Source organism: Sulfitobacter delicatus, from assembly GCF_900102535.1.
Lineage (GTDB): Bacteria > Pseudomonadota > Alphaproteobacteria > Rhodobacterales > Rhodobacteraceae > Sulfitobacter > Sulfitobacter delicatus.
This window is the reverse complement of record NZ_FNBP01000001.1, coordinates 601363-626124: the sequence shown is the minus strand read 5'-3', so window position 1 is coordinate 626124 and position 24762 is coordinate 601363. Positions and strand designations below refer to the sequence as shown.

At 61.7% G+C, this 24762-nt stretch carries 25 protein-coding genes and 2 riboswitches; of the genes, 19 read left to right on the top strand and 6 right to left on the bottom strand.

Annotated elements, in window-relative coordinates; genetic code table 11:
• Positions 1-51 precede the first annotated feature (51 nt).
• The gene (locus tag BLS57_RS03150; RefSeq protein WP_093739060.1) at positions 52-666 is read right to left on the bottom strand and encodes an FMN-binding negative transcriptional regulator; all 615 of its coding nucleotides are present in this window, start codon (positions 664-666) and stop codon (positions 52-54) included.
• Positions 667-725: 59 nt separating this feature from the next.
• A riboswitch (FMN riboswitch) is annotated at positions 726-867 on the top strand.
• A gap of 76 nt (positions 868-943) precedes the next feature.
• On the opposite strand from BLS57_RS03150, the gene BLS57_RS03145 reads away from it, so the two are divergent.
• The gene (locus BLS57_RS03145) at positions 944-1426 is read left to right on the top strand and encodes a 6,7-dimethyl-8-ribityllumazine synthase (protein ID WP_093739058.1); all 483 of its coding nucleotides are present in this window, start codon (positions 944-946) and stop codon (positions 1424-1426) included.
• Here the strand turns inward: BLS57_RS03145 and BLS57_RS03140 are convergent.
• Genes BLS57_RS03140 through thiB form a run of 3 tightly spaced genes read right to left on the bottom strand, consistent with a single transcriptional unit; the run spans position 1423 to position 4611 of the window.
• Complete coding sequence (locus BLS57_RS03140) at positions 1423-2115, bottom strand: thiamine ABC transporter ATP-binding protein (RefSeq protein ID WP_093739170.1); 693 nt, start codon at positions 2113-2115, stop codon at positions 1423-1425. The genes BLS57_RS03145 and BLS57_RS03140 overlap by 4 nt on opposite strands.
• Positions 2102-3658 carry a thiamine/thiamine pyrophosphate ABC transporter permease ThiP gene (locus BLS57_RS03135; RefSeq protein WP_093739056.1) on the bottom strand — a complete coding sequence of 519 codons (1557 nt, stop codon included), beginning with the start codon at positions 3656-3658 and terminating at the stop codon, positions 2102-2104. Before BLS57_RS03135 ends, BLS57_RS03140 begins: the two co-directional genes overlap by 14 nt.
• Positions 3634-4611, bottom strand: coding sequence for a thiamine ABC transporter substrate binding subunit (gene thiB, locus BLS57_RS03130; RefSeq protein WP_093739054.1), 978 nt, complete (start codon positions 4609-4611; stop codon positions 3634-3636). Before thiB ends, BLS57_RS03135 begins: the two co-directional genes overlap by 25 nt.
• 34 nt (positions 4612-4645) lie before the next feature.
• A riboswitch (TPP riboswitch) is annotated at positions 4646-4747 on the bottom strand.
• A 92-nt stretch (positions 4748-4839) separates the two neighbouring features.
• On the opposite strand from thiB, the gene aroC reads away from it, so the two are divergent.
• From aroC to BLS57_RS03040, 18 genes are all read left to right on the top strand, one after another.
• The gene (gene aroC / locus BLS57_RS03125) at positions 4840-5949 is read left to right on the top strand and encodes a chorismate synthase (protein ID WP_093739052.1); all 1110 of its coding nucleotides are present in this window, start codon (positions 4840-4842) and stop codon (positions 5947-5949) included.
• A gap of 10 nt (positions 5950-5959) precedes the next feature.
• A complete protein-coding gene (locus tag BLS57_RS03120; protein WP_093739050.1) occupies positions 5960-6898 on the top strand; it encodes a DMT family transporter in 939 nt (312 codons plus the stop codon).
• 24 nt (positions 6899-6922) lie between these two features.
• Entirely contained in the window at positions 6923-7522 is a 600-nt protein-coding gene (cobO, locus tag BLS57_RS03115; RefSeq protein WP_093739048.1) for a cob(I)yrinic acid a,c-diamide adenosyltransferase, read from the top strand.
• Positions 7523-7783: 261 nt separating this feature from the next.
• Complete coding sequence (pcaF, locus tag BLS57_RS03110; protein WP_093739046.1) at positions 7784-8989, top strand: 3-oxoadipyl-CoA thiolase; 1206 nt, start codon at positions 7784-7786, stop codon at positions 8987-8989.
• A gap of 28 nt (positions 8990-9017) precedes the next feature.
• Complete coding sequence (gene paaA, locus BLS57_RS03105; RefSeq protein WP_093739044.1) at positions 9018-10010, top strand: 1,2-phenylacetyl-CoA epoxidase subunit PaaA; 993 nt, start codon at positions 9018-9020, stop codon at positions 10008-10010.
• A gap of 5 nt (positions 10011-10015) precedes the next feature.
• Positions 10016-10360 carry a 1,2-phenylacetyl-CoA epoxidase subunit PaaB gene (paaB, locus tag BLS57_RS03100; protein WP_093739042.1) on the top strand — a complete coding sequence of 115 codons (345 nt, stop codon included), beginning with the start codon at positions 10016-10018 and terminating at the stop codon, positions 10358-10360.
• Positions 10361-10392: 32 nt separating this feature from the next.
• A complete protein-coding gene (gene paaC, locus BLS57_RS03095; RefSeq protein ID WP_341868811.1) occupies positions 10393-11115 on the top strand; it encodes a 1,2-phenylacetyl-CoA epoxidase subunit PaaC in 723 nt (240 codons plus the stop codon).
• Positions 11109-11657, top strand: a complete 549-nt coding sequence (gene paaD, locus BLS57_RS03090; RefSeq protein WP_093739038.1) for a 1,2-phenylacetyl-CoA epoxidase subunit PaaD — start codon at positions 11109-11111, stop codon at positions 11655-11657. The genes paaC and paaD overlap by 7 nt, the downstream gene beginning before the upstream one ends.
• Before the next feature lie 7 nt (positions 11658-11664).
• Entirely contained in the window at positions 11665-12729 is a 1065-nt protein-coding gene (locus tag BLS57_RS03085; RefSeq protein ID WP_093739036.1) for a 2Fe-2S iron-sulfur cluster-binding protein, read from the top strand.
• A gap of 10 nt (positions 12730-12739) precedes the next feature.
• Entirely contained in the window at positions 12740-14764 is a 2025-nt protein-coding gene (paaZ, locus tag BLS57_RS03080; protein ID WP_093739034.1) for a phenylacetic acid degradation bifunctional protein PaaZ, read from the top strand.
• A gap of 1 nt (position 14765) precedes the next feature.
• Positions 14766-15539 carry a PaaX family transcriptional regulator C-terminal domain-containing protein gene (locus BLS57_RS03075; protein WP_244153585.1) on the top strand — a complete coding sequence of 258 codons (774 nt, stop codon included), beginning with the start codon at positions 14766-14768 and terminating at the stop codon, positions 15537-15539.
• A 54-nt stretch (positions 15540-15593) separates the two neighbouring features.
• Positions 15594-16208 (top strand): ribonuclease D, encoded by a 615-nt coding sequence (locus tag BLS57_RS03070; protein ID WP_093739030.1) that lies wholly within the window; start codon positions 15594-15596, stop codon positions 16206-16208.
• A complete protein-coding gene (locus tag BLS57_RS03065; RefSeq protein WP_093739028.1) occupies positions 16205-17167 on the top strand; it encodes a KpsF/GutQ family sugar-phosphate isomerase in 963 nt (320 codons plus the stop codon). Before BLS57_RS03070 ends, BLS57_RS03065 begins: the two co-directional genes overlap by 4 nt.
• 6 nt (positions 17168-17173) lie before the next feature.
• Complete coding sequence (gene lptC, locus BLS57_RS03060) at positions 17174-17782, top strand: LPS export ABC transporter periplasmic protein LptC (protein ID WP_093739026.1); 609 nt, start codon at positions 17174-17176, stop codon at positions 17780-17782.
• A 14-nt stretch (positions 17783-17796) separates the two neighbouring features.
• On the top strand, positions 17797-18282 hold the full coding sequence (locus BLS57_RS03055; RefSeq protein WP_425274325.1) for an LptA/OstA family protein: 486 nt from the start codon (positions 17797-17799) through the stop codon (positions 18280-18282).
• Positions 18282-19040, top strand: a complete 759-nt coding sequence (gene lptB, locus BLS57_RS03050) for an LPS export ABC transporter ATP-binding protein (RefSeq protein ID WP_093739024.1) — start codon at positions 18282-18284, stop codon at positions 19038-19040. The genes BLS57_RS03055 and lptB overlap by 1 nt, the downstream gene beginning before the upstream one ends.
• Before the next feature lie 264 nt (positions 19041-19304).
• Entirely contained in the window at positions 19305-19871 is a 567-nt protein-coding gene (gene hpf, locus BLS57_RS03045) for a ribosome hibernation-promoting factor, HPF/YfiA family (protein WP_093739022.1), read from the top strand.
• Positions 19872-19913: 42 nt separating this feature from the next.
• Positions 19914-20378: a PTS sugar transporter subunit IIA gene (locus tag BLS57_RS03040; protein ID WP_093739020.1), complete on the top strand. Its 465-nt coding sequence runs from the start codon at positions 19914-19916 to the stop codon at positions 20376-20378.
• A gap of 6 nt (positions 20379-20384) precedes the next feature.
• Here BLS57_RS03040 and BLS57_RS03035 read toward each other — a convergent pair whose 3' ends face one another.
• Positions 20385-23516, bottom strand: a complete 3132-nt coding sequence (locus tag BLS57_RS03035) for an efflux RND transporter permease subunit (protein WP_093739018.1) — start codon at positions 23514-23516, stop codon at positions 20385-20387.
• Positions 23513-24757 carry an efflux RND transporter periplasmic adaptor subunit gene (locus tag BLS57_RS03030; protein WP_093739016.1) on the bottom strand — a complete coding sequence of 415 codons (1245 nt, stop codon included), beginning with the start codon at positions 24755-24757 and terminating at the stop codon, positions 23513-23515. The genes BLS57_RS03035 and BLS57_RS03030 overlap by 4 nt, the downstream gene beginning before the upstream one ends.
• Between the last annotated feature and the right edge of the window lie 5 nt (positions 24758-24762).

The window sequence follows — 24762 nt, the reverse complement described above, 5'->3', positions numbered from 1 at the left end:
TCCCTTGGTTGGCGGCACTATTCAACGCAGCGCCGCGCAACGCAACGGCGATCACAGCCCGCGCATCAGGGCCGCGATCAGCGCAGGCTCAGTGCCAAAGCCATGTGCCGCCATCTGGGCGGCGGCGGCCTCTCGCACCGTCGGTTCCTTGTTCTGCCCCAGCTTCCACGTGCCCTCGACCCCGGTAAGGCGCAGTCGGCAGGGCACAATCATCCTCAACATCTTGTCGCGCGCCTCTGGCGTCATCTTCTCCATGGTCCAAGGCGCCTTGGGTGCCAGCCGCCCCTCATAGACCGCCGATTGCCGCGCCAGCAGATCGGGCAGTTCCTCCGCCGGGCGCGCCTCGAGCACGCCGGTCAGATGCACCGCAACATAGTTCCAAGTCGGCACTTGGTCGTCGATGCCATACCAATCGGGCGAGACATAGCTGTCGGGCCCCACCACGGAAAGCCGCACCGGCTGCGGCGTTTTTAGCCCCCGCGCGATGGGGTTGGAGCGCACCAGATGCAGTTCCGCCAGATCGCCCGTGTCGTCCAAGATGAAGGGCACATGCGCCATCAGCGGCCCCTCGGCGCCATTCATCGCCAAGGTGCCAAAGCCAGTCTCGCGGGCAAAGGCGAGGTTCCGGGCGCGGTCTTCGCCGCGGTAGATCGGATTGGGATGCATGGCCGTTCCTCAAAGGGTTCTTTCGGTATTGCAGAGCATGGCACAACTTGGCAACCTGCTGCCATTCTCAGGGCGGGGCGAAATTCCCCACCGGCGGTAAGCGGGTCTCCCGCAAGCCCGCGAGCGGCCTTTTCGGAGGTGTCAGCAGATCTGGTGCAATTCCAGAGCCGACGGTCATAGTCCGGATGGAAGAGAATGCGCGTAGATGCGGGGCCGTGGCCCAGCCTTTGCGCGTGATCGCCTTGGGTGGACGTGTCTGAACCTAAAGGAGATCTCTATGACACATGAAAAATCCGCCCGTTTTGCCTTTGTCCGTGCCAGTTGGCATGCGGATATCGTCGACCGAGCCTTTGACGGCTTTACCCAAATCATTGATGCGGCGCAGGTGGACAGTTTTGCCGTCCCCGGCGCGTTTGAACTGCCGCTGATGGCACAGCCCTTGGCCAAGACCGGGCGCTATGACGCCGTGATCTGCGCGGCATTTGTGGTCGACGGTGGCATCTACCGCCATGACTTCGTCGCCCAGTCAGTGGTCGACGGGTTGATGCGCGTGGGGCTGGACTGCGACCTGCCGGTGCTGTCGGTCTCGCTGACCCCGCATCACTATCAAGAAACCGACCACCACAACGCGATCTACCGCGAGCACTTTGTCATCAAAGGACGAGAGGCCGCTCAGGCCGCACTCGGCATGACCAAAGCGCTGGACACGTTTTCTTTGAAAGAAAACGGCCCGGAAATTTCAAAAATTTCCGCCGCCTAGCCGAGATAGGCGCGCAAAGCCGGGGGCGGGTTGTCGAGCAACTCCGCCGCCGGCCCCGGCGCATGGGCGCGACCGCCTTCGACAAAGATCACCTCATCCGCGATGCGGCGCACGTCGTCAGGGGCATGGGTCACCATGATCAGCCCCGCGCCGGTCTCTTGCGCGAGGTCCTGTACCAAGTCGAGCATCTCGACGCGCAGGGCCGGGCCAAGGGCGGCAAAAGGCTCGTCCAACAGCACCCAAGGCCGCGCTTGCACGAGCACCCGCGCCAAGGCGACACGGCTTTGCTGCCCGCCCGACAACGCACCCGGGCGTTTAGCGGCGTGGTCGCTTAGCCCCACCCGTGCGAGCGCTGCGTCAATCTTCTCTTGATCCGCCGCCTTCAGCCGCAGGTCAGGGCGCAGGCCCAGACCGACATTCTGGCGCACCGTGAGATGTGGAAACAGGTTATTATCCTGAAACAGCATCGTCATGCCGCGCTGGCCGGGATGCTGTTCGGTAATGTCTACGCCATCCCGCAACAACCGCCCCGCGGCCACCGGCACGAAACCACAGATCGCCGCCAACAGGGTCGACTTGCCCGACCCAGACGGGCCGATCACCGCATAAGTGCGCCCCTGTGCGAGCGTCATATCGGCAGCGAGGCTGAAATCGCCCCGCACAATGCGCATCTCTTTAAGCGTCAGCATGCCAGCGCCCCCATTTGTCGCAGATGAAAAACACCGCCAGCGCCAAGACCAGCAGCAAAAGCGCCGCCCCCGCTGCGGCCTCCATCCGGTAAGCGCCCATCAGACGGTACATCTGCAACGGCAGTGTCGCACGCTCCTGATCGGCGAAAAGCGCTATTACGCCAAGGTCGCCCACCGACAGCGCCCCGGTCAATCCGGCGGCAAAACCCAACTGCGGACGCAGGCGCGGCAGGATCAACAGACGCCACAGCGCCCAGCCTCTCATGCCGAGTGTCTCTGTCAGCGGCCCGTAATCCTGCAAAGTCTCGCGCATACGCGGCACCAGTATCCGCAGCACAAAAGGCAACGCCATCATGGCATTGACCAGCGCCGTGACCGGTAAGCTCAGCCGCGCCGGGTCAAGCACCGGGTTGATCAGAATAAACCACCCCGTGCCGATCATCAGCGGCGAGGCGGCCAAGCCCATTAGGCCAATCGCCTCGACCCCGCCGCGCCGCCGGGTGGCGATCCAGCCCGCCATGGGCAGGGCCAGCACGGCAAGAACCAGCACGCTGAGCCCCGCCACCACAACACTGTTCAACGTGGCCTGCCAAACCGAAGGCGGCAACTGCCCGATCCCCGTCAAACCGCGCAGCACCACGGCGCCCAAGGGCAACACCAAGAACAGCGTCGCGAGCAAGATCACCGCCCCGTCCAGCGCCCGCTGCGCCCCGCCGCGGGCGTCCCAGCGCCGCAGGGGACGATCCAGACCGCCGCCCAAGCTGATCGGGGGGATGAGCCAAAGTGCGGCGACCGCCGCGGTGCCCGCCAGTGCAAGCTGCACCACGGAAAGCAGCGCCGCCCGCCCCAGATCAAAATCAAACCGAAATGCCTGAAAGATTGCCAATTCGATCGTCGTCGCACGCGGCCCACCGCCCAAGGTCAGCGCCACGGCAAAACTCGTCAGGCAAATCACAAAAATCAGCGCCGCCACGCCGGGCAACACTTGCCGCAGCATTGGCCACTCCAGCGCCAGAAACAGCGCACGCGGTGTTAATTGCAACTGTCCGGCAAGCCGAAACCGTTCTGACGGAAGGCTCTGCCAGCCTTGCAGCAAAAGCCGCGTGGCCAGCGGCAGATTGAAGAACACATGCGCCAGCACCACCCCATGCAACCCGTAGATCGACACCGGCGGTAGGCCCAGGGCCGCGCCAAATTGGTTCAGCACGCCCGACCGGCCAAAGACGGTCAGCAGCCCCAGCACCGCGACGATCACCGGGAGGATAAAGGGCGCACCGAGCAGCGTGATTAGCGCCCCTCGGCCCCAAAACCGCCGCCGCGCTAAGGCACGTGCGACCGGCACCGCCAGTAACACCGACAGCCCCGCCGACCAAATCGCCTGCGTCACCGTGAACCGTACCGCCGCCCAGTCTGCCGCGCCGAGCCCCGCCGCGACATCGGCCGCCATGAAAACGGCGACCAAGGCGGCAAGGATCGCGACGGCGACCAGTGCGGCGGCAAAAACCCCCGTTCTGTCGCTTAGCGCGACAGCGCGGTGAGCCATTCGTTCAAGGCCTCCTCACGCAGCGCGGGCACTTGCGCATTCGGCACCAAGAGCGCTTTGCCGGGTTGGATCATACCTTCGAAGCCTTCGGGTAGCCCGCCTTCGGGGGTGACGGCGGGATACATCCAATTGGTGGTCGGCAGCACCGATTGCGCCGCGTCGGAGACAAGGTATTGCAAGAACTGGTCCGCCAGTTCGGGCTGATCCGACCCGGCCAATTTACCGGCCACTTCGATCTGCATGTAATGGCCTTCGTCAAACAGTGCCGCTGTCTTGCTGTCGTCCTCTTCGGCGATCAGATGATAAGCGGGTGAAGTGGTGTAGCTCAGCACCATGTCAGCTTCGTCTTCGAGGAACAGGCCGTAAGCTTCGGACCAGCCTTTGGTCACCGTCACGATGTTATCCGAGAGACCGGCCCAGATGTCCGTAGCCTCATCGCCATAGGCCGCTTTGACCCACATCAGCAGTCCCAGACCGGGGGTCGAGGACCGTGGGTCTTGGATCACGATCTTCAAGTCGCTCTCGGCCAGTGTTTTGAAATCGGTGGGGGCAGTAAGGTCCGTGCCATGCACAAAGGCGAAATAGCCCCAGTCGTAAGGGACAAAGACGTCGTCTTCCCAAGTGATGGGCAGATCATAATCCGCCTGCAGGTCGCTCGGCGCGAACAACTCGGTTTCCTTGGCGGCGGCGACAAGGCTGGCGTCCAGCCCCAGCACGATGTCGGCGTCAGAACGTGCACCTTCAAGCTTGAGCCGCGCCAGCAGCGCCGCGCCATCGCCCATGCCGACAAATTTCAGATCGCAGCCGCACTGCGCCTCAAACCCCTTTTCAATCGCCGGGCCGGGGCCCCAGTCGGTGACAAAGCTGTCGTAAGTATAGACCGTCAGTTCAGGTGTCTCGGCCCATGCGGCCGAGGCGCCGATCAGGCCCGCTGCAAGTGTAAGATACTTCATTGCATCCTCCTTTTGCGGCGAAAGGTAAAAGGTGGATGTTTGTCCGGACCTTCCCTCCGCCGGTGTTAACCGGTTCAGGTTCAACGGGTCCGCGCGTCACGCACATCTCAGCCCAAAGGCCCCCCGAGGTGAGGCCAGAGGTAGATGCACCCCACAAGATTGGCAAGGCAAATCCCCTTGAGGCACGGCCCCGCCCCGGCTAAGGGTTTGACAACAGGAGGTCCGCCCATGTCGATCAACAGCTTTGGCCATCTTTACCGGGTCACCACATGGGGCGAGAGCCACGGTCCCGCCCTTGGCGCCACGATTGATGGCTGCCCCCCCGGCGTGCCGATTGACGAGGGCATGATCCAGCAGTGGTTGGACAAGCGCAAACCGGGCCAGAACAAATACACCACGCAGCGGCGTGAAGCGGATGAGGTGCGGATACTCTCGGGCACCTTTGAGGGCGTCACCACCGGCACGCCGATCCAACTGATGATCGAAAACACCGATCAGCGCTCCAAAGACTACGGGGATATCAAGGACAAGTTCCGCCCCGGCCATGCCGACATCACCTATTTCCAGAAATACGGCATCCGCGACTATCGCGGGGGTGGGCGTTCCTCGGCGCGCGAAACGGCGGCGCGGGTGGCGGCGGGTGGTCTGGCGCGTGAGGCGATCAAGGCGCTGGCCCCGAACCTGCAGATCACCGGCTATATGGTGCAGATGGGTCCACATAAGATCGACCGCGAAGCATTCGACTGGGAACAGATCGATCAGAACCCCTTTTGGGTGCCCGACGCCAAGGCGGCGAACGACTGGGCCGCGTATCTCGACGGGCTGCGCAAGTCCGGCAGCAGCGTCGGTGCGATCATCGAAGTCACCGCGCGCGGCGTGCCTGCGGGCATCGGCGCGCCGGTCTATGGCAAGCTCGACACCGATCTGGCCGCCGCGATGATGAGCATCAATGCCGTCAAAGGCGTGGAGATTGGCGAAGGAATGTCGGCGGCGATGCTGACGGGCGAGTTGAACGCGGATGAGATTACCATGGGTCCAGACGGGCCGGAGTACTCCTCCAACCACGCGGGCGGCATTTTGGGCGGGATCAGTACGGGGCAGGACGTGGTGCTCCGCTTTGCCGTCAAACCGACCTCCAGCATTCTTACCACGCGGCGCACCATCACCAAACAGGGCGAAGAGACTGAGATCATCACCAAAGGCCGCCATGACCCCTGCGTCGGCATCCGCGCGGTGCCGGTGGGCGAGGCGATGATGGCCTGCGTGCTTCTCGATCACCTGCTGCTGCATCGCGGACAGGTCGGCACCAACCAAGGGCGAATCGGCCCCGAAGCATGAGACACACAGTATGAAAGTCGATGATTTCTCCGCCCGCCCTGCCCTTGGCGTCGGGCTTAAAATCACGGCGATCCTGTTGTTTACCTGCATGTCCGCGCTCATCAAATCCCTCGCCGACGATGTACCGGCGGGCGAGGCCGTGTTCTTCCGCTCATTCTTTGCGATCCCGGTGATCCTGATCTGGCTGGCCCAACGCGGCAAACTGAAAAGCGGGCTGAAGACCCAGAACCCGATGGGCCATGTCTGGCGCGGGCTGTTTGGCACGACGGCCATGGGGCTGACATTCACCGGCCTAGGACTGCTGCCCCTGCCCGAGGTCACGGCAATTGGTTTCGCCACGCCGATCTTCACCGTGATCCTTGCCGCCGTGCTTCTGGGCGAGCAAATCCGCCTGATCAGGGTCACCGCTGTCGCCGTGGGGCTGGTCGGCGTGATGATCATCCTCTGGCCCCGCTTCTCCAGCATCGGGACGATGGAGCAGACGGCTACAATCGGCGCGCTGCTGATCCTAATGGCAACGATGGTGCGGAGCCTCGTACAAATCCATATTCGCCAGTTAGTGCAGAACGAAGACACCGCCGCGATTGTGTTTTACTTTTCCGTTACCGCCTCCCTGCTCGCACTTTGCACCCTGCCCTTTGGCTGGGTGATGCCTGACTTGAAGACATTCGGCCTTCTGGTGCTCGCTGGGTTGATCGGCGGGGTAGCGCAGATCCTGATCACCTCGGCCTACCGCTTTGGCTCGGCATCAATGCTGGCCCCTTATGATTACACCTCGATGATCTTCGCTATTGTGCTCGGCTATATCTTCTTTGCCGAACTGCCCACGATGATGATGCTGGCAGGCGCTGCCTTGGTGATCAGCGCGGGCGCGCTGGTGATCTGGCGCGAGCGGCAATTGGGGATGGAGCGCGGCAAGGCGCGCTCGGTCACCGACCCCAAGGCTTGAACCCTATCGACATTGGAGAACCAGATGAGCGACGCGCAAGACCACAAGCAGAAGATGCAGCAGCAACAGGCCGAACAGCGCGCCAAAGTGTCCGAACTGCGCGACCCGGAAAAGGGGCTGGTGCTGGTCCATACCGGCAATGGCAAGGGCAAGTCCTCTTCGGCCTTTGGCGTGGTGATCCGGGCGCTTGGCTGGAAGCAAAAGGTCGGCGTAGTGCAGTTCATCAAGGGCAAGTGGATCACCGGCGAGCGGCAGTTTTTTGACCGGCTCGGCGAGGTGACTTGGCACACGATGGGCGAAGGTTTCACGTGGGACACCCAAGACCGCGACCGGGACATCGCCGCCGCCGAAGCCGCCTTTGCCAAGGCGCGCGATATGATGGCGAGCGGGGACTATGATCTGGTGGTGATGGACGAGATCAACATCGCCCTGCGCTATGACTATCTGAAGGTTGAGGATGTGATCACCGGGCTTGAGGGACGGGCCAAGGGCACCACCGCCGTGCTGACCGGGCGCGACGCCAAGCCGGAATTGTGTGACTACGCCGATCTGGTGACCGAGATGACCGAAGTGAAACACCCGTTCCATTCCGGCATCAAAGCACAGCGCGGCGTCGATTTCTGAACGTCCCGCCCGGTGGCACACCGGGCATCGCCCTCCCTCCCCCCGGAGGGCGATTTTACCACGCTGCGACAAACGCACCTTCTCTATTTGGACGAACCGGTCGACTTACAGACAGGCCAGATCGCCCCCCAGGGAGGGCGCTACCCTCATCGCTTTACTAAAAGCGTTACCGAATATCGCACACCCACATCAAACCGTAACATTTCAATTGAACCGAATCGCGCAAAAGGTTAAATTGCGCGGCAACAACAGGAGTACCCCATGCAGGCATTCATCTGCGACGCGCAGCGCACCCCCATTGGCCGTTACGGCGGCGCCCTCTCATCGGTTCGCGCCGATGATCTGGCGGCAGTGCCGCTGAAGGCCCTGATGGAGCGGAACCCGTCCGTGGACTGGTCGCGTGTCGATGATGTCCTCATGGGCTGCGCCAACCAAGCGGGCGAAGACAACCGCAACGTGGCGCGCATGGCCGCGCTGCTGGCCGGTCTGCCAGTCGATGTGCCGGGCGCTACGATCAACCGGCTCTGCGCCAGCGGCATGGACGCCGTCGGCGCCGCCGCCCGTGCGATCCGCGCCGGAGACATGGATCTGGCCATCGCCGGCGGGATCGAGAGTATGTCGCGCGCACCTTTCGTGATGCCCAAGGCCGAAACCGCCTTTTCGCGCAACAATGCCGTCTATGACACCACCATCGGCTGGCGCTTTGTGAACCCCAAGATGAAAGCGCAGTTCGGCGTCGACTCGATGCCCGAAACTGCCGACAACGTCGCCGCCGACCATGACGTCTCGCGCGAAGACCAAGACGCTTTCGCCGCGCGCAGCCAAGAACGCTATGCCGCCGCCGCCGAAAAGGGTCTCTTTGCCGAGGAAATCGCCCCGGTCACCATCCCGCAGCGCAAGGGTGAGGACATCGTGGTCGACAGCGATGAACACCCCCGCCCCGGCTCCACACTGGAAAAACTCGGCAAGCTGCGCGGCATCAACGGTGCCGACCTGACCGTCACCGCAGGCAATGCCTCGGGCGTCAACGACGGTGCCGCGGCGATGCTGCTGGCCTCGGAGGCCGGCGTGAAAGACCACGGCCTCACCCCCATCGCCCGCGTTGTTGCCATGTCTGCCGCAGGTGTCGAGCCGCGCGTCATGGGCATCGGCCCGATCCCGGCGGTGCGCAAGGTGCTGAACCGTGCGGGCCTCACCATCGAGCAGATGGACGTGATCGAACTGAACGAGGCTTTCGCCTCCCAAGGCCTCGCCACCCTGCGCGCCTTGGGCGTGCCAGATGACGCGCCGCATGTGAACGCCAACGGCGGCGCCATCGCCATCGGCCACCCCTTGGGCATGTCCGGCGCACGTCTGGTGATGACGGCGGCGCTGCAACTTAAGCGGACAGGCGGCAAATACGCACTATGTACGATGTGTGTGGGCGTGGGTCAGGGCGTTGCACTGATCCTCGAAAACGCAGGCTGAGACTTCTTTCCGAGAAAGGAACAGACCGATGTATGCACAGATGATCAAATCCACCGGCAAGGGCATCAAATCCCTTGACGAGATGGACCCCGAAGAGCGCGCCTTTCAGGAACGCATTGATGCGGGCGGCAAGATCGAGCCCAAGGACTGGATGCCCGACGGCTATCGCAAAAACCTGATCCGCCAGATCGGACAGCATGCCCACTCCGAAATCGTAGGCCAACTGCCCGAGGGCAACTGGATCACCCGCGCCCCGACATTGGAGCGCAAGGCGATCCTGCTTGCCAAAGTGCAGGATGAGGCGGGTCATGGCCTCTACCTCTATTGCGCAGCGGAAACGCTCGGCGTGACCCGCGACCAGATGACCCGCGACCTGCTGTCGGGCAAGATGAAGTACTCCTCCATCTTCAACTATCCGACCCTAACATGGGCCGATATGGGTGCGGTCGGCTGGCTGGTCGACGGCGCCGCGATCATGAACCAAGTGCCGCTGCAACGGACCTCTTATGGTCCCTACGCCCGCGCCATGGTGCGGATCTGCAAGGAAGAGAGCTTCCACCAGCGCCAAGGCTTCGACATCATGATGAAGATGGCCAATGGCACGGCAGCACAGCGCAAAATGGCGCAGGATGCGCTCAACCGCTTCTGGTTCCCGGCGCTGATGATGTTCGGCCCCTCGGACAAGGACTCGGTCCATTCCGCGCAGTCGATGGCGTGGAAGATCAAGATGAACACCAATGACGAGCTGCGCCAGAAGTTCGTCGACGAGACGGTGCCGCAGGCGGAATACCTCGGCCTGACGATCCCCGACGAGACGCTGAAGTTCAACGAAGAGACCGGCCATTACGACTTTGCCGAGCCGGATTGGGAAGAGTTCTTTCAGGTGCTCAAGGGCAATGGCCCCTGCAACACCGAACGGCTGGCGGCGCGCAACAAGGCTTGGGACGAAGGCCGTTGGGTGCGCGAGGGGCTTTTGGCCCACGCCGAGAAAAAGCGCAGCAGAAAAATGGCAGCGGAGTAAGCGACATGAGCAGCCCTGAATCCAGTGAATACGACGGCACCGAAGCAGCCCCGCATGGCAAGGCGCGCAGCACCGAATGGCCGCTGTGGGAAATCTTTATCCGCGGCCAGCACGGGCTGAGCCACCGCCACGTCGGCAGCCTGCATGCGGCAGACGCCGAAATGGCGATTAAAAACGCCCGCGACGTCTATACCCGCCGCAACGAAGGCGTGAGCATCTGGGCGGTCGAGGCCAGCGCCATCGCCGCCTCCTCGCCCGAGGAAAAAGGCGCGCTTTATGAGCCTGCCAATGACAAGGTCTACCGCCACCCGACGTTCTTCGACATTCCCGACGAAGTGGGGGCGATGTGAGCACCGATCCCAAGTTCGAATTCCTCTGCCGCATGGGCGACAACGCTTTGGTGCTGGGGCATCGCGTCTCGGAATGGTGCGGCGTGGCGCCGGTGTTGGAGGAAGACATTGCGCTCGCGAATGTGGCGCTTGACCTGATCGGGCAGACGCAGCTTTGGCTGAGTCTCGCGGGCGAGGTTGAGGGCGCGGAGCGTGACGCCGACAAGCTCGCCTTTCACCGCGATGTTTGGGATTTTCGCAATGTCCTGCTGGTCGAGCAGCCCAACGGCGACTTCGGCCAAACCATGATGCGGCAATTCCTGTTCGACGCGTGGCATCTGGCGCAACTGACCGCGCTGATCGATTCCAGCGACAAAGAAATTGCCGCCATTGCCGAGAAATCCGCCAAGGAGGTGACCTACCACCTCGAGCGCTCCTCGGACACGGTGATCGGCCTTGGCGACGGGACCGAGGAAAGCCACCGCCGGATGCAGGCGGCGCTTGATCTGCTCTGGCCCTATGTGGGCGAAATGTTCATCGGCGATGAGGTCGATGCGGCCATGGTCGCGGCGGGCATTGCGCCTGATCCGGCCAGCCTGCGCGCGGGCTATGACCAACTGGTCGGCGACACGCTGGCCGCTGCAACCCTGACCAAACCCGAAGACGATTTTGCCCATAAGGGCGGGAAAAGCGGCGCGCGGCACAGTGAACATCTGGGCCATATGCTGACCCAGATGCAGTGGCTGCAACGCGCCTACCCGGACGCCACATGGTGAAACCTGCCCCCCACAGCCGGCCCGCCCCCGCGCCGGTGCCGGGGGTTGTGCGCGATACCGCCCGGCGCGGTGCCGCGTTGGCCGAAAAGCCCACGTTAGAGACGGTTTGGGCATGGCTCTCGGCGATCCCGGACCCGGAAATTCCGGCGATTTCGCTCACCGATCTGGGCATCATCCGCGATGTCGCTTGGCAGGATGAGACGCTCGTCGTGACCATCACGCCGACCTATTCCGGCTGTCCCGCCACCAGCATCATCAACCTTGATATCGAGATGGCGCTGCGCGACCACGGCATTGAGAAGCTGGACCTGAAGCGCCAACTTTCCCCACCTTGGACCACCGAGTGGATGACGGACACGGGCCGCGCCAAGCTGGAAGCCTATGGCATCGCGCCGCCGCGCCCCGCAGGTGGCCCGCAGCATTGCCCGCACTGCAAGAGCCAAGCGGTGGAACGGATCAGCCAGTTCGGCTCGACCCCCTGCAAGGCGCAATGGCGCTGCCAAGACTGCCTTGAACCCTTTGACTATTTTAAATGTATCTGAGGCCCCAATGAGCCAGTTTCACCCCCTGTTAGTGACCGATATTCACCACACCATCCGCGACGCGGTGGTGCTGACGCTAAAGCCAGAAAACCCCGACGCCTTTGCCTTTACCCAAGGCCAATACCTGACCTTCAAGCAGGATTTCGACGGCACCGAGCTGCGCCGCAACTATTCGATCTGTGCGGGCCTCGACGATGGCGAGCTAAAGGTCGGGATCAAGCGCGTCGATGGCGGGGCGTTCTCCACCTATGCCAATACCGAACTTAAGGTCGGCGACACGCTCCACGCCATGCCGCCGCAGGGCAAGTTTTTCACCGCGATCGAGCCGGAGGTAGCCAAGAACTACCTCGGTTTTGCGGGTGGGTCCGGCATCACCCCGGTGCTGTCGATCCTGAAGACGGTGCTGAAACGTGAGCCGCAGTCGACCTTCACGCTGGTCTATGCCAACCGCGCGGTGAACACGATCATGTTCCGCGAGGAGCTTGAGGACCTGAAAAACCGCTACATGGGGCGGCTGACCATCATCCACATTCTCGAATCCGGTCAGGATATGGAACTGTTCGAAGGCCGCGTCGATCAGGCGAAATGCGACGCGCTGTTCAAACATTGGATACAGATCGACAATATCGACACCGCCTTCATCTGCGGGCCGGAGCCGATGATGCTGGCCATCGCCGAGGCGCTGAAGACCAACGGTCTGAGCGAAGAACAGATCAAGTTCGAACTGTTCAGCGAAAGCCAGCAGGGCCGTCTGGCGAAGCAGGAAATGGCCAAGCGCAGCGAGGGCCAGAAGGGCACCGAGATCACCGTCATCATCGACGGTGCGCGGCGCAGTTTTTCCATGCAAAAGGGCCAGTCGGTGCTCGAAGCGGCGCTCGAGAACGGACAGGAGGCGCCTTTCTCTTGCAAGGCCGGGGTCTGCTCGACCTGCATGGGCAAGGTGCTGGAAGGCGAGGTCGAGATGATCTCGAACCACGCGCTGGAGGATTACGAGGTCGAGCGTGGCTATGTGCTGACCTGCCAGTCCTACCCGCTGAGCGACACGCTCGTCATCGACTACGACACCCACTGAAGGAGCCGACATGCGCGATATTCACAGTTACGCCGCCGGCGAATGGCTGGCCCCCGGGGCTGGCGCCCGCAACATCGCCAGCGCCATCACCGGCGAGGTGATCGCGCAGGCGGGCAACGATGCGCTCGACGCGGGTGCCATGCTGGGTTTTGCCCGCGAGCACGGCGGCCCTGCCTTGCGCGCCATGACCTTCCACGACCGCGCACGGATGCTGAAGGCGCTGGCGCTGCACCTGATGGAGCACAAACAGGCGCTTTATGACCTGAGCTATGATACCGGCGCGACGCTCTTGGACCACAAGATCGACGTGGACGGCGGCATCGGCACGATGCTGGTCTTCGCCTCCAAGGGCCGGCGCGAGATGCCGGACGCGCATGTCTATCTCGACGGTGCGCCCGAGCAATTGGGCCGCGAAGGGCAGTTCATGGGCCGCCACATCTGCACCCCGCTGCAGGGCGTTGCGGTGCATATCAACGCCTTTAACTTTCCGGTCTGGGGCATGCTCGAAAAACTCGCGCCGACCCTGCTGGCAGGCGTTCCGGCCATCGTGAAACCGGCGACCGCGACCTGCTATGTGACCGAGCACTGCGTGCGGCTGATGCTTGACAGCGGGCTGCTGCCGAAAGGGGCGCTGCAACTGGTCAGCGGGGGTTTGGGCGATATGCTCGACCACCTCGATTGTCAGGATGCCGTGGCCTTCACCGGCTCTGCCGACACGGCGCTGAAGCTGCGCAGCAACCCGCGATTGTTGCAGAACTCGGTGCGCTTCACCTCCGAGCAGGACAGTCTGAACGCCTCGGTCCTTGGCCCTGACGCGACCCCCGGCACGCCGGAGTTCGACCTCTTTGTCAAAGAAGTCCAGCGCGAGATGACCGCGAAAGCAGGGCAGAAATGTACCGCCATCCGCCGCATCATGGTGCCGCAAGCACAGATCGACGCTGTGATCTCGGCCCTGTCGGACCGCCTCGCCAAGACCACCATCGGCGATCCGCGTGCTGAGGACACCCGCATGGGGGCGCTGGTCTCGAACAGCCAGAAACGCGACGTGCTGGAAAAGGTGGCAATGCTAAGCGCCGAGGCCGAGCGGGTCTTTGGCGATCCCGAGAACTTCACTGTCCAAGGTGCCGACCGCGACAAGGGGGCCTTCCTGCCCCCGATGCTGTTCCACTGCGCCGATCCGGATAAGGCCGAGCGTGTGCATGACACCGAGGCTTTTGGCCCGGTCTCGACCCTCATGCCCTACCGCGATCTGGCCCACGCCTCTGAGTTGCTGAACCGTGGCCAAGGCTCGCTTGTCGCTTCCATCATCACCAATGACGGCGAGGTGGCGCGCGAATTGACCATGGGCTCTGCTGCCTTCCACGGGCGGCTCTACTTCAACAACCGCATCTCGATGGGTGAGGCCACGGGCCACGGCTCGCCGCTGCCGCATATGGTCCACGGCGGGCCGGGCCGCGCAGGCGGGGGCGAGGAGTTGGGCGGCATTCGCGGCGTAATGCACTATATGCAGCGCACCGCCATTCAGGGCAGCCCGGACATTCTCACTGCGATTGGCCAGCAATGGGTGCCGGGTGCCGAAGAAATTACCGACCGCGACCACCCCTTTACCCGCCGTTTCACTGAGTTGGATCTGGGCGAGACCTTTCATTCGCCCAGCCGGGAAGTCACGCTGGAGGACATCGAGACCTTCGCCCATTTCACTGGCGATACCTTTTATGCCCACATGGATGACGAAGCCGCCGCCGCGAACCCGTTTTTCCCGGGGCGTGTGGCGCATGGCTACCTACTGCTGAGCTTTGCCGCCGGTCTGTTTGTGCAGCCCGATCCCGGACCGGTGTTGGCGAACACCGGGCTTGATAACCTGCGCTTTCTTGAGCCGGTCTCGGCAGGGGACAGCATGAAGGTGCGGCTGTCGGTCAAACACAAGACCCCACGTAATGAGGAGTACGGCGAGGTGCGCTGGCATGTGACCCTGACCAACCAGCGGGAGGAAGCGGTCGCGGAATACGAACTGCTGACGATGAATGCCGTCTGATGTGACCGCACCAACTGTCGCGGCCTTCGCAGGGTTGGGCGGCCAGCGGGTTTGGTCGCTGATGATCAGCCTGTTCGGCGATTTGGCGCAGGGCAAGGATGACGCGATCGACGGGCCTGTGCTGTCTGCAATCATGGCCCTGCTTGGCGTGCGGCCAGAGGCGAACCGCGTGGCGTTGCATCGTTTGCGCAATGACGGCTGGTTGCAGTCGCATAAAGTGGGCCGGATCAGCCAGCATAGCCTGACCCCTCAAGGCCGTGCCGAAAGCGCCGCCGCCAGTCCGCGCATCTATGCCGCCCCGCCCGATCTGAGCGATGACTGGCAACTGGTCTTGACCGAGGCCAACGGGGCCGAAGATCGTTTGCGTGAGGCGGGCTTCATCGCTGTCATGCCACGCACCTTTGTCGGACATGGTAAGGCAAAGGCACCCGAAGACTGCGTCGCACTGCCCGGCACCACACCACCGGAGTGGCTGCGCCGCGCCGTGGAACCGACATCTTTGAAAGAAGACTACGAAGCGCTGCACCGCGCTTTGCTGTCGATCCAGACGACTCTGCCAAAAGCAGAGGCCCTATCCCCGCTCGACATCGCCGTTTTGCGCTGTCTCATCGTCCACAATTGGCGGCGGTTGGTGCTGAAACACCCCGCCCTGCCCGGCGGGCTGATCCGGGCTGACTGGGCAGGCTACCGCTGTCATCTTTTGGTCGACGACCTGCTGGCCCACTACCCCCGCCCCACGCTGAGCGACGTGGCTAAGGCATCGGCGCCCTCCTGACCGCTGCCAAAGCGCTGCTTTCCCATGCCGAGCAAGCGCGGTATAGACGGGTCTATGACAAATTTCCTCTATCAGAACGACCTGCCGGATGACCTCGACCTTGGGCCGATGGTTGCCATTGACTGCGAGACGATGGGGCTTCACCCGCACCGTGATCGGCTTTGTGTTGTGCAACTCTCAGGCGGCGACGGCCATGCGCACTTGATACAGGTTGCTAAGGGCCAGACCGAGGCGCCGAACCTTTGTGCGCTGTTGGAAAACCCGCATGTGCTGAAACTGTTTCACTATGGACGTTTTGACATCGCCGCGATGCTGAACGCCTTTGGCGCCACCGCAGCCCCGGTCTATTGCACCAAGATCGCGAGCCGTTTGGTGCGCACCTATACGGATCGGCACGGGCTGGCGAAGCTCTGTCAGGAACTGCTGAGCGTCGACATCTCCAAGCAACAACAATCCAGCGACTGGGGCGCAGAAGAGCTCACCCAAGCGCAGATCGATTATGCCGCATCCGATGTGCTCTACCTGCACCGGCTGCGCGATGAATTGAACAAACGTCTGGTCCGCGAAGGCCGAATGGAAATGGCGCAGGCCTGTTTCGATTTCCTGCCGATGCGCGCCAAACTTGATCTGGAGGGATGGCCGGATACGGACATCTTCGCACACGCATGAACACACCTTTCCTCGATACCGCCCGCCGCGTGATCCGCTGCGAATCCGACGCGCTGATCGAATTGGCCGACAGCTTGGACGACCGCTTTCGCGCTGCCATTGACCTGATGCGCTCCTGCAAGGGACGGATCATTGTCACGGGCATCGGCAAGTCCGGCCATATCGGCAATAAGATCGCGGCAACGCTGGCTTCCACCGGCACGCCCGCGCAATTCGTGCATCCGGCCGAAGCAAGCCATGGCGACTTGGGCATGATCACCGCCGCCGATGTGGTGCTGGCGATCTCAAACTCCGGCGAAGCGCCCGAACTGGCGAACCTCATCGCCTATTCCCGCCGCTATGCGATCCCGCTCATCGGCATGACCAGCCGCCCCGAGAGCAGCCTTGGGCGGCATAGCGATGTGATACTGGAGCTGCCGCGCACGGCGGAAGCCTGCGGCACCGGCGTGGTACCCACCACCTCAACCACAATGACCTTGGCGATGGGCGATGCGGTGGCCGTGGCGTTGATGGAGAACCGCGCTTTCACCGCTGAGCATTTCCGCGACTTCCACCCCGGCGGCAAATTGGGCGCGCGGCTGAGCCGTGTGGCTGACCTGATGCATGTCGGCGATGCCCTGCCGTTGGTCACCGTTGACGCACCCATGCCCGAAGCGCTTAACGAAATAAGCCGCAAAGGGTTTGGCGTGGTCTGTGTGACCGAAGCGGATGGTGCGCTCGCGGGGATCATTACCATGGGCGACCTTGCGCGGCATCTTGACGGCTTGATGGGCATGACAGCACGCGAGGTGATGACGCCTTCGCCCATCACCATTGGCCCGGATGAACTGGCTGAAAAGGCCGTTGGCGTCATGAACGGTCGTAAGATCACCTGCCTCGTCGTGATTGATCCCGACAAAGGAGAGGCGCCCGCAGGGCTGCTGCACCTCCACGACTGCCTGCGCGTCGGGCTGGGATAGGCTGGCATGGAGGCCGACCGCTACTCTCGCCTTGTCTCTTGGCTGAAGATCCTCTTCCCACTGATTGCGCTGGTGCTGCTGTCGACCCTGTTCCTCCTGTCTCGTGCGATTGATCCCGAGGCAACGATCCCCTTTGCAGACACCGAGGTACAAGAACGCCTGCGCGATCAACAGGTCACTGGGCCGTTCTATTCCGGCACCACCGACGACGGGGATCTGATCTCCTTTTCTGCAGAAAAACTGACCACCCCGCGCGGGCAGACCGGCACCAATGAGGCCGAAGACCTGCGCGCCGTGCTGGATTTGCAGAGCGGGGCGCAGATCGTGATGGATGCGGCCCGCGCCAAAGTGGATGCCGGAGCGGACCAGGCCGAGTTGATCGGAAACGTCCGGATCAATACGTCCACGGGCTACAGTATCCAGTCGGAACGGATGACTTCGAACCTGACCACGCTAGATATCGCGTCACCCGGCCCGGTCGAAGCCAATAGTCCCGCAGGCGAAATCACCGCCGGGGCGATGACCATCACAAACCGGCAGGACAGCGCCGGATCGCAAATGCTTTTCACAAAGGGCGTGAAGCTGATATACACGCCCCAGTCAATGAAAGAGTAACTGCCTTGAGACGTTTGATTTTTCTGCTTTTGCCGCTGTTTTTCGGACTGCAGGCGGCCGCCGTTGCCGCGCAATCGGCGAATGTCGCCTTTGGGGCCATGACGCAGGACACCGGCCTGCCGGTCGAGGTGACCGCAGATAACCTGTCGGTGGACAATGCGACAGGCACGGCGGTTTTCGAAGGCAACGTGCTCATTTCTCAAGGAGAGATGAAGCTATCTGCTCAGCGTGTTCGTGTAGTTTACCGAACCGGTGGCGAGGGGATTGCTCAGATGGAAGCTACGGGCGGCGTGCTGCTCGTCTCTGGTGAGGACGCCGCAGAGGCAGAGCGGGCGGACTACGACATTGACGCGGGCACTTTGGTCATGAGCGGCGATGTCCTGATGACGCAAGGACCCAGTGCGCTGAGTGCGCAGGAAATGACCGTGAACCTGACCGACGGCACCGCCCAGATGTCCGGCCGGGTCAAAACCGTTCTACAGACCGGCACCCGCAACTGATGTCCGCCCCCGATCTGAAGATTTCCGACGGAACGGTAGGGCTGCGCATCGACCACCTGCGCAAATCCTACCGCAAGAAGGCGGTGATCCGGGACTTCTCGATGCATCTTGACCGGGGAGAGGTCGTGGCTTTGCTGGGGCCGAACGGCTCTGGCAAGACGACGACTTTCTATTCCGTTGCCGGGCTTGTCACCCCTGAAGGAGGCCGCGTGACGGTTGACGGCAAGGATGTGACGACCTTGCCCATGTACCGCCGCGCGCAGCTTGGCATTGGTTATTTGCCGCAGGAGATGAGCATCTTTCGCGGGCTTTCTGTCGAAGACAACATCAGCGCGATCCTTGATATCCGGGTCAAACACAGTCACCAGCGGCGCGAGCGGCTTGAAGAACTGTTGACCGAGTTCTCAATCGAACATCTGCGCCGCGCACCCGCGCTGGCTTTATCAGGGGGCGAGCGCCGCCGGGTTGAAATCGCCCGCTGTCTGGCAGCCGATCCGAAGTACCTGCTGCTTGATGAGCCTTTTGCCGGCGTCGATCCGATTTCCGTCGGGGACATCCGTCATCTTGTTGCTGATCTAAAGACCCGGGGAATCGGTGTGCTGATCACCGATCACAACGTCCGCGAAACGCTGGAGATCGTAGACCGGGCCTATATCCTGCACGAAGGCAAGGTACTGATGTCTGGCACGCCGGAAGAAGTGGTGCAGAACGAAAATGTACGGCGGGTCTATCTGGGCGACAATTTCCGTATTTCTTGAACCGGCAACCTGCCGCCAATGTTTCGACTTGCATTCAATATTCCGCGCGTAGCCCATCGCGACCATTGACTTTCAATCCGAAACGCGGCCTCATTGACCTATGGTGATATCGCGTGCCTGTATGATCCTGCAACGCCCTTCATGTGAAGGATTGGGCAAAATCATTCCGCACGCAGCGCCATTCCTCCATATTTGAACCCGCCTTGCTCCACGCGCGCGTGGACCCTTTGGCGACGTTCGGATCAAGAATAACAAGGAGACGTTATGCGGTACCAAATCAGCGGCAAACAGATCGACATCGGCGACTCGCTTCGGACACATGTCCAAGCTGAATTGAATGAGGCGGTGAATAAATACGCCGAACGCCCGACCGATGCTCAGGTGGTGTTTTCCAAATCCGGGCATGAATTTGTCTGCGAAGCGACCGTACATCTTTCCACCGGGCTGAACGCCTCCGCCAAGGCCAAGGCGACTGAAATCTACGCCGCTTTCGACGGATGCCGGGAAAAGATGGAAAAGCAGTTGCGCCGCTATAAGCGCCGTTTGAAGGACCATCACAAAGACCGGTCCGAACCGGTTGAACTTTTGGGAGCGTCCTCTTATATCCTCGCGTCAGACAGCGACTCAGATGCGCAGGAACCCGACAGCCTCCAACCCATGATCATCGCCGAGATGCAGACAAAGATCGCAACTTTGTCTGTAGGTGAAGCGGTTATGCAGATGGAATTGTCGGGCGATCCGGTATTGTTGTTTCGCAAAGAAGGCCAAGAAGGCATGAACGTTGTGTACCGCCGTGAAGACGGGAACATCGGCTGGATTGATCCTTCGTAACGCAACGGCGAAAACAATCGCCATGAGAGCAGGGCGAGCGGAATGGATTTCGGCAAACTCCTTAAGCCGGAGGCGGTCAAGGTTTTGACTTCAGCTTCCAGCAAGAAACGTCTGATGCAGGACATCGGCGATCTGGCGCAGCAGGCCTATGGTCTGCCCGCAGGTCAGGTCGTTGACGCGCTGATGACGCGCGAGACCCTTGGTCCGACCGGTGTCGGCCACGGTGTCGCCCTGCCCCATGCGCGGATCAATGGCATCGACAAAGTCGTGGGTGCCTTCGTCCTGCTCGACAAGCCGATCGACTTTTCGTCGGTAGACCGTCAGCCGGTCGACGTGGCCTTTGCGCTCTTCGCGCCCGAAGATGCAGGTGTCGAGCATCTCAAAGCACTGGCACTGGTGGCCCGCACCCTGCGGGACACCAGCATCTGCACGAAACTGCGGTCGAACCCCGATCCAGCGACGCTCTACACCATCCTGACCGAAGAGAAGGCCGACAAGGCCGCCTGACCCCGCTTAGGCCCCTGCCGGCTCTGCGTTTCGCGGGGTCGGTTGATTGCGGGTCGCCTTCTTCTCCCCCAGCATCAACATCGCCGGTGTCACAACCAAAGTCAGCACCGTCGCGATCACCAGACCGCCTGCAATGGCCGAACTCAGTTCAGTCCACCACTGGGTCGACGGCGCGCCGTAGACGATCTCTCTCGTGAAGAAGTTGATGTTCAGCCCGATCACCATGGGCATCAGGCCAAGGGCGGTTGTAACCGACGTCAACACGACCGGACGCAAACGTTGCGCGCCGGTCCGCAATGCGGCCTCAAAGGGCGACAGCCCGTCTTTCTTGAGGTCGTTATAGGTGTCGATGAGAACGATATTGTTGTTCACCACGATCCCCGCCAGCGCGATCACACCGATCCCCCCCATGACGATGCCAAAGGGCCGCCCGGTGACCAAAAGGCCAAAGAGCACGCCGGCGATAGAGAATACGATCGCCGACATGACGATGAACGCTTGGTAAAAGGTGTTGAACTGGATCACGAGGATCACGAACATCAAGAAGACCGCGGTGATAAAGGCACCGACGAGAAAGATCATGCTCTCCTGCTGGTCTTCAGCCTCACCGCCAAAGCTGGCCTCGACACCTTCTGGCAGCTCCATCGCATCAATCGCAGCGCGCAGGGCGACCGTCTGGTCGTTGACCAAAACCCCTGGTGCGACATTCGCCTCAATCGTCACGACGCGCTGTTGGTCGACCCGTGTGATCGTACCGGTGCGCGGGCTGGGCTCAAACGTCACGAAGTTCGAAATGGGCACCAGACCCGAGGATGTCGGCACGCGAAGCGATTGCAACTCCTCCAGCGTCCGCTCATCCGAGGGGAACCGCACGTTGATATCGATTGAGCCTTCCGCATCGTCGGGCCGGTAATCGGCCACAGTGATGCCCCGCGTTAGCAGTTGAACCGCTTGACCCAATGTCGAAATATCCGCCCCGAAACGCGCTGCCTCCGACCGGTTCACGGCAATACGCCATTCCACACCCGGCAGGGGACGCGTGTCGGTCACATCCGTGAACCCGCCGATGTCCGCCATGGCACCCCGGATTTTTTCGACCACCTGCTGCTGCACCTGCGGATCGTGTGCGCGAACTTTTAGGTTGATGGGCTTACCCGGGCTCGGCCCGTTAGACGCCGTCTGCACCTGCACGTCGATTCCCGGAATGGCGGACATCTCGGTTCTGATCTCTTCCCCGATCACCGCGGCGGTCCGGCGTTTGTCCCAATCGATGAACTCTACCTGAATGGTGCCGATCAGATCGGCGCTGTCCCGGTTGCTACTGCCGGTGCGGGCATAAACGCTGGCAATCTCATCGTATTTAAACAGACGTTGCTCAACCTGACGCACCAATGCGTCCTTTTCGTAGATCGAAAAATTGTCTTGCGCGCGCACCTGAACTTGGGCGAAATCAGGCTCTACATCAGGGAAAAAGGTGATCCCATTGCCGAATTGACCGTAGACGGTAAAGCCCGCCATCAGGAACGCAATGGCGGCAATCAGCGTCATCCACGGGCGCAGAATGGCGAATTGCAGCAGCTTGACGTAGCCACCGGTAAAGCCCGTCAATTCACGCGGATCGCCCTGCTCCGCGGCATAAAGCGTTGCCTTGTCCTTGGCCGACTGTGGAGGGCGTTTGCCGATGATGCCGCCTACGACCGGGATGAACACCAGCGCCATGAAGAGCGAAGCGGTCAGGGTCAGGATCACGGTGATCGGCAGGAATTTCATGAACTCCCCGGTTGTGCCGGACCAGAACAGCAGTGGAAAGAACACGCTCAGCGTCGTCGCAGTCGAGGCGATGATCGGCCACGACATACGTTTGGCGGCATGGGCATAGGCGGCCTTGGGCGAGTGCCCCTCTTGCAAGCGACGGTCGGCCAGTTCGGTTGTCACAATCGCCCCGTCGACCAGCATGCCGACCACGAGAATCAGTGAGAAGAGCACCACAAGGTTCATCGTGTAGCCCATGGCCCAAAGCGCCGTGACCCCAGCCAAGAAAGCGCCCGGAATGGAAAGACCGACAAGAAGTGCCGAGCGGATGCCCAAGGCCCAGACGATTACGATCATCACGAGGATCACCGCGGCGATAACGTTAGCCTCAAGGTCGCTGAGCATATCCTCCACCTGTTCGGACTCGTCTTGCGTGTAGGTCACGGTGATGCTGTCAGGCCATTCGGCGCGCATCTCATCGATCAATTCGCGCACTTCATCCACGGTCTCGATAATGTTCGAACCAGAGCGTTTCTTGACCTCAAGCGCCAAGGCGGGCTGACCATCGATACGGGCGAAACCGGTCGGGTCTTCGAAGGTGCGGCGGATCGTGGCTACATCGGCAAAGGTCACCACCGTATCGCCGCGCACTTTGATCGGCAGCGACATGACGTCTTGGACGTTCTCGATCAGGCCGGGGACCTTGAGTACCAACCGCCCCGCGCTGCTTTCCATGGCGCCCGCTGCAATTAGCAGGTTGTTGCGGGTAATCTGGCCAATCAGCTCTTCGAAAGAGATGTTGTAAGTCTCAAACACTGTCGGATCGATCAAGACCTCCAGCAGTTCGGTCCGCTCCCCGCCCACATCGACCTCAAGCACGCCCGAGAGACCTTCAATCTCATCTTTCAACTCTTCAGTGATCGTGTTGAGCGTGCGTTCCGGCACAGGTCCGGAAAGGATCGCGGTCAGGATCGGGAAAAGCGCCGTGTTGATCTCGGTCACAACAGGGTCGGTCGCGTCTTCGGGGAGGTCCGATTTCGCACGGTCCACGCCTTCGCGCACCTTGTCGAGCGCCTCATCAGAGTCGAACCCCGGCTCGAACTCCAATTGCACCGAAGCATGGCCCTCGGCCCCATTAGAGGTGATCTGCTTCAGCCCGGTCAGCGCGCTCAGTTCGGTCTCCAGCGGCTCAACCAAAAGGCGCTCGCTGTCTTCGGGAGAGATGCCGTCCAGCGATGTCGAGACATAGAGTGTCGGTATTGGGACTTCCGGCGCGCTTTCCTTGGGAATGTTGATATAGGCAAAAGCCCCGACGACGAGGATCATCACCAACGCCAGATTTACCACGCGGGCGCGGCTGAAGGCGGCATCGATCAGGGCGTTCATTCGACTGGCTCCGCCTGGGCCGCCTCGGCGGTGCCGGTGATCTGACCATTACCGGTGTCGGTCTCTTCCGGCTCATCCAAGCCCGAAACACTTGCCGCAAGAGCTTCGACAGGCGCCTCTGCAAGGGCGCTTTCCGGCTGCGGGTTCACGGTTTCGCCGTGATTTACAAAGCCTTGGCCAATCGTGATGATCTCTGCTTTTTCCGGCAGACCTGCGATCCAGATGCCATCCGTTTGGGCGCGTACTATGGCGATGCGGTTAAAGACGACCTTATCTTCTTCATCGACAGTCTTGACCCCAAGCGTGCCATCCGTGTTCAACGACAGGATAGCAGGCGAGACAAAATGCGCTTGGGTATCCCCAGTGGGGATGCGCACCCGCGCCGAAATACCGGCGGGGATTGAGCCGTCAGCGTTCTCCACTTCAATCTCAGCCGTAAAGGTCCGTGTCTCTGCACTGGCGCTGCTGGAGAGGAACTTGACGGTGCCTTTCGCATCAATCCCTGTAATGAAAGACACATCCGCGGCCTGACCGACCGCAATGTATTTCAAAGACTGCTGCGGGATTTGCACCCGAATGGTGAGCGGTGTGTTGTCCACCAGCCGCGCGAAGTCCTCCCCGACGGAGACAAATTCGCCCGCCGAAATGTCCAGTTCTTCCAGCCGCCCGGCAAAGGGCGCGCGGATCTCGGTGTCGCGCATGGCTTCTTCTGCAGAGGTCACGGCTGAACGCGCAGCTGCGAGCGAGGCGCGCGCTTCGCTGACACGGTCTACGGTGGCCACACCACGGTCCAACAGAGCTTGCGCGTTGTCATACTCCCGCTGCGCACGGTTCAGTTCTTCCTGAGCGCGGGCGAGATCGGATTCGCGGGCCGTTGTGTTGAGCCGGGCGATCAAGTCGCCAGCGCTTACGTCCTCGCCTTTCGAGACCAGTACTTCGGCGATCTCGCCACCCGCTTCGGCACGAACCTGCGTGTCACGATCTGGCAGTGCCTGCCCTTCGGCCACGAAGACCTGCGTCACTGCCTCGGCAGTCGAACCTCGCACCGCTACCGTCACTGCGGACGGGGTGATCGGGCCGGTGTCTTCAGCTGCTTCTTCTTCAGTCGGCATGACGAACCCGCTGCCCATCCAGAGCGCGATCAGTAAAGCAATACCGCCAGCAACGAACTTTGAGCGCCCTGCCCCGGCATCGCTTTCGAAATCGAGCCTTTGGCGCTCGGGTGTTGAGGTATCAGTCATTGGTT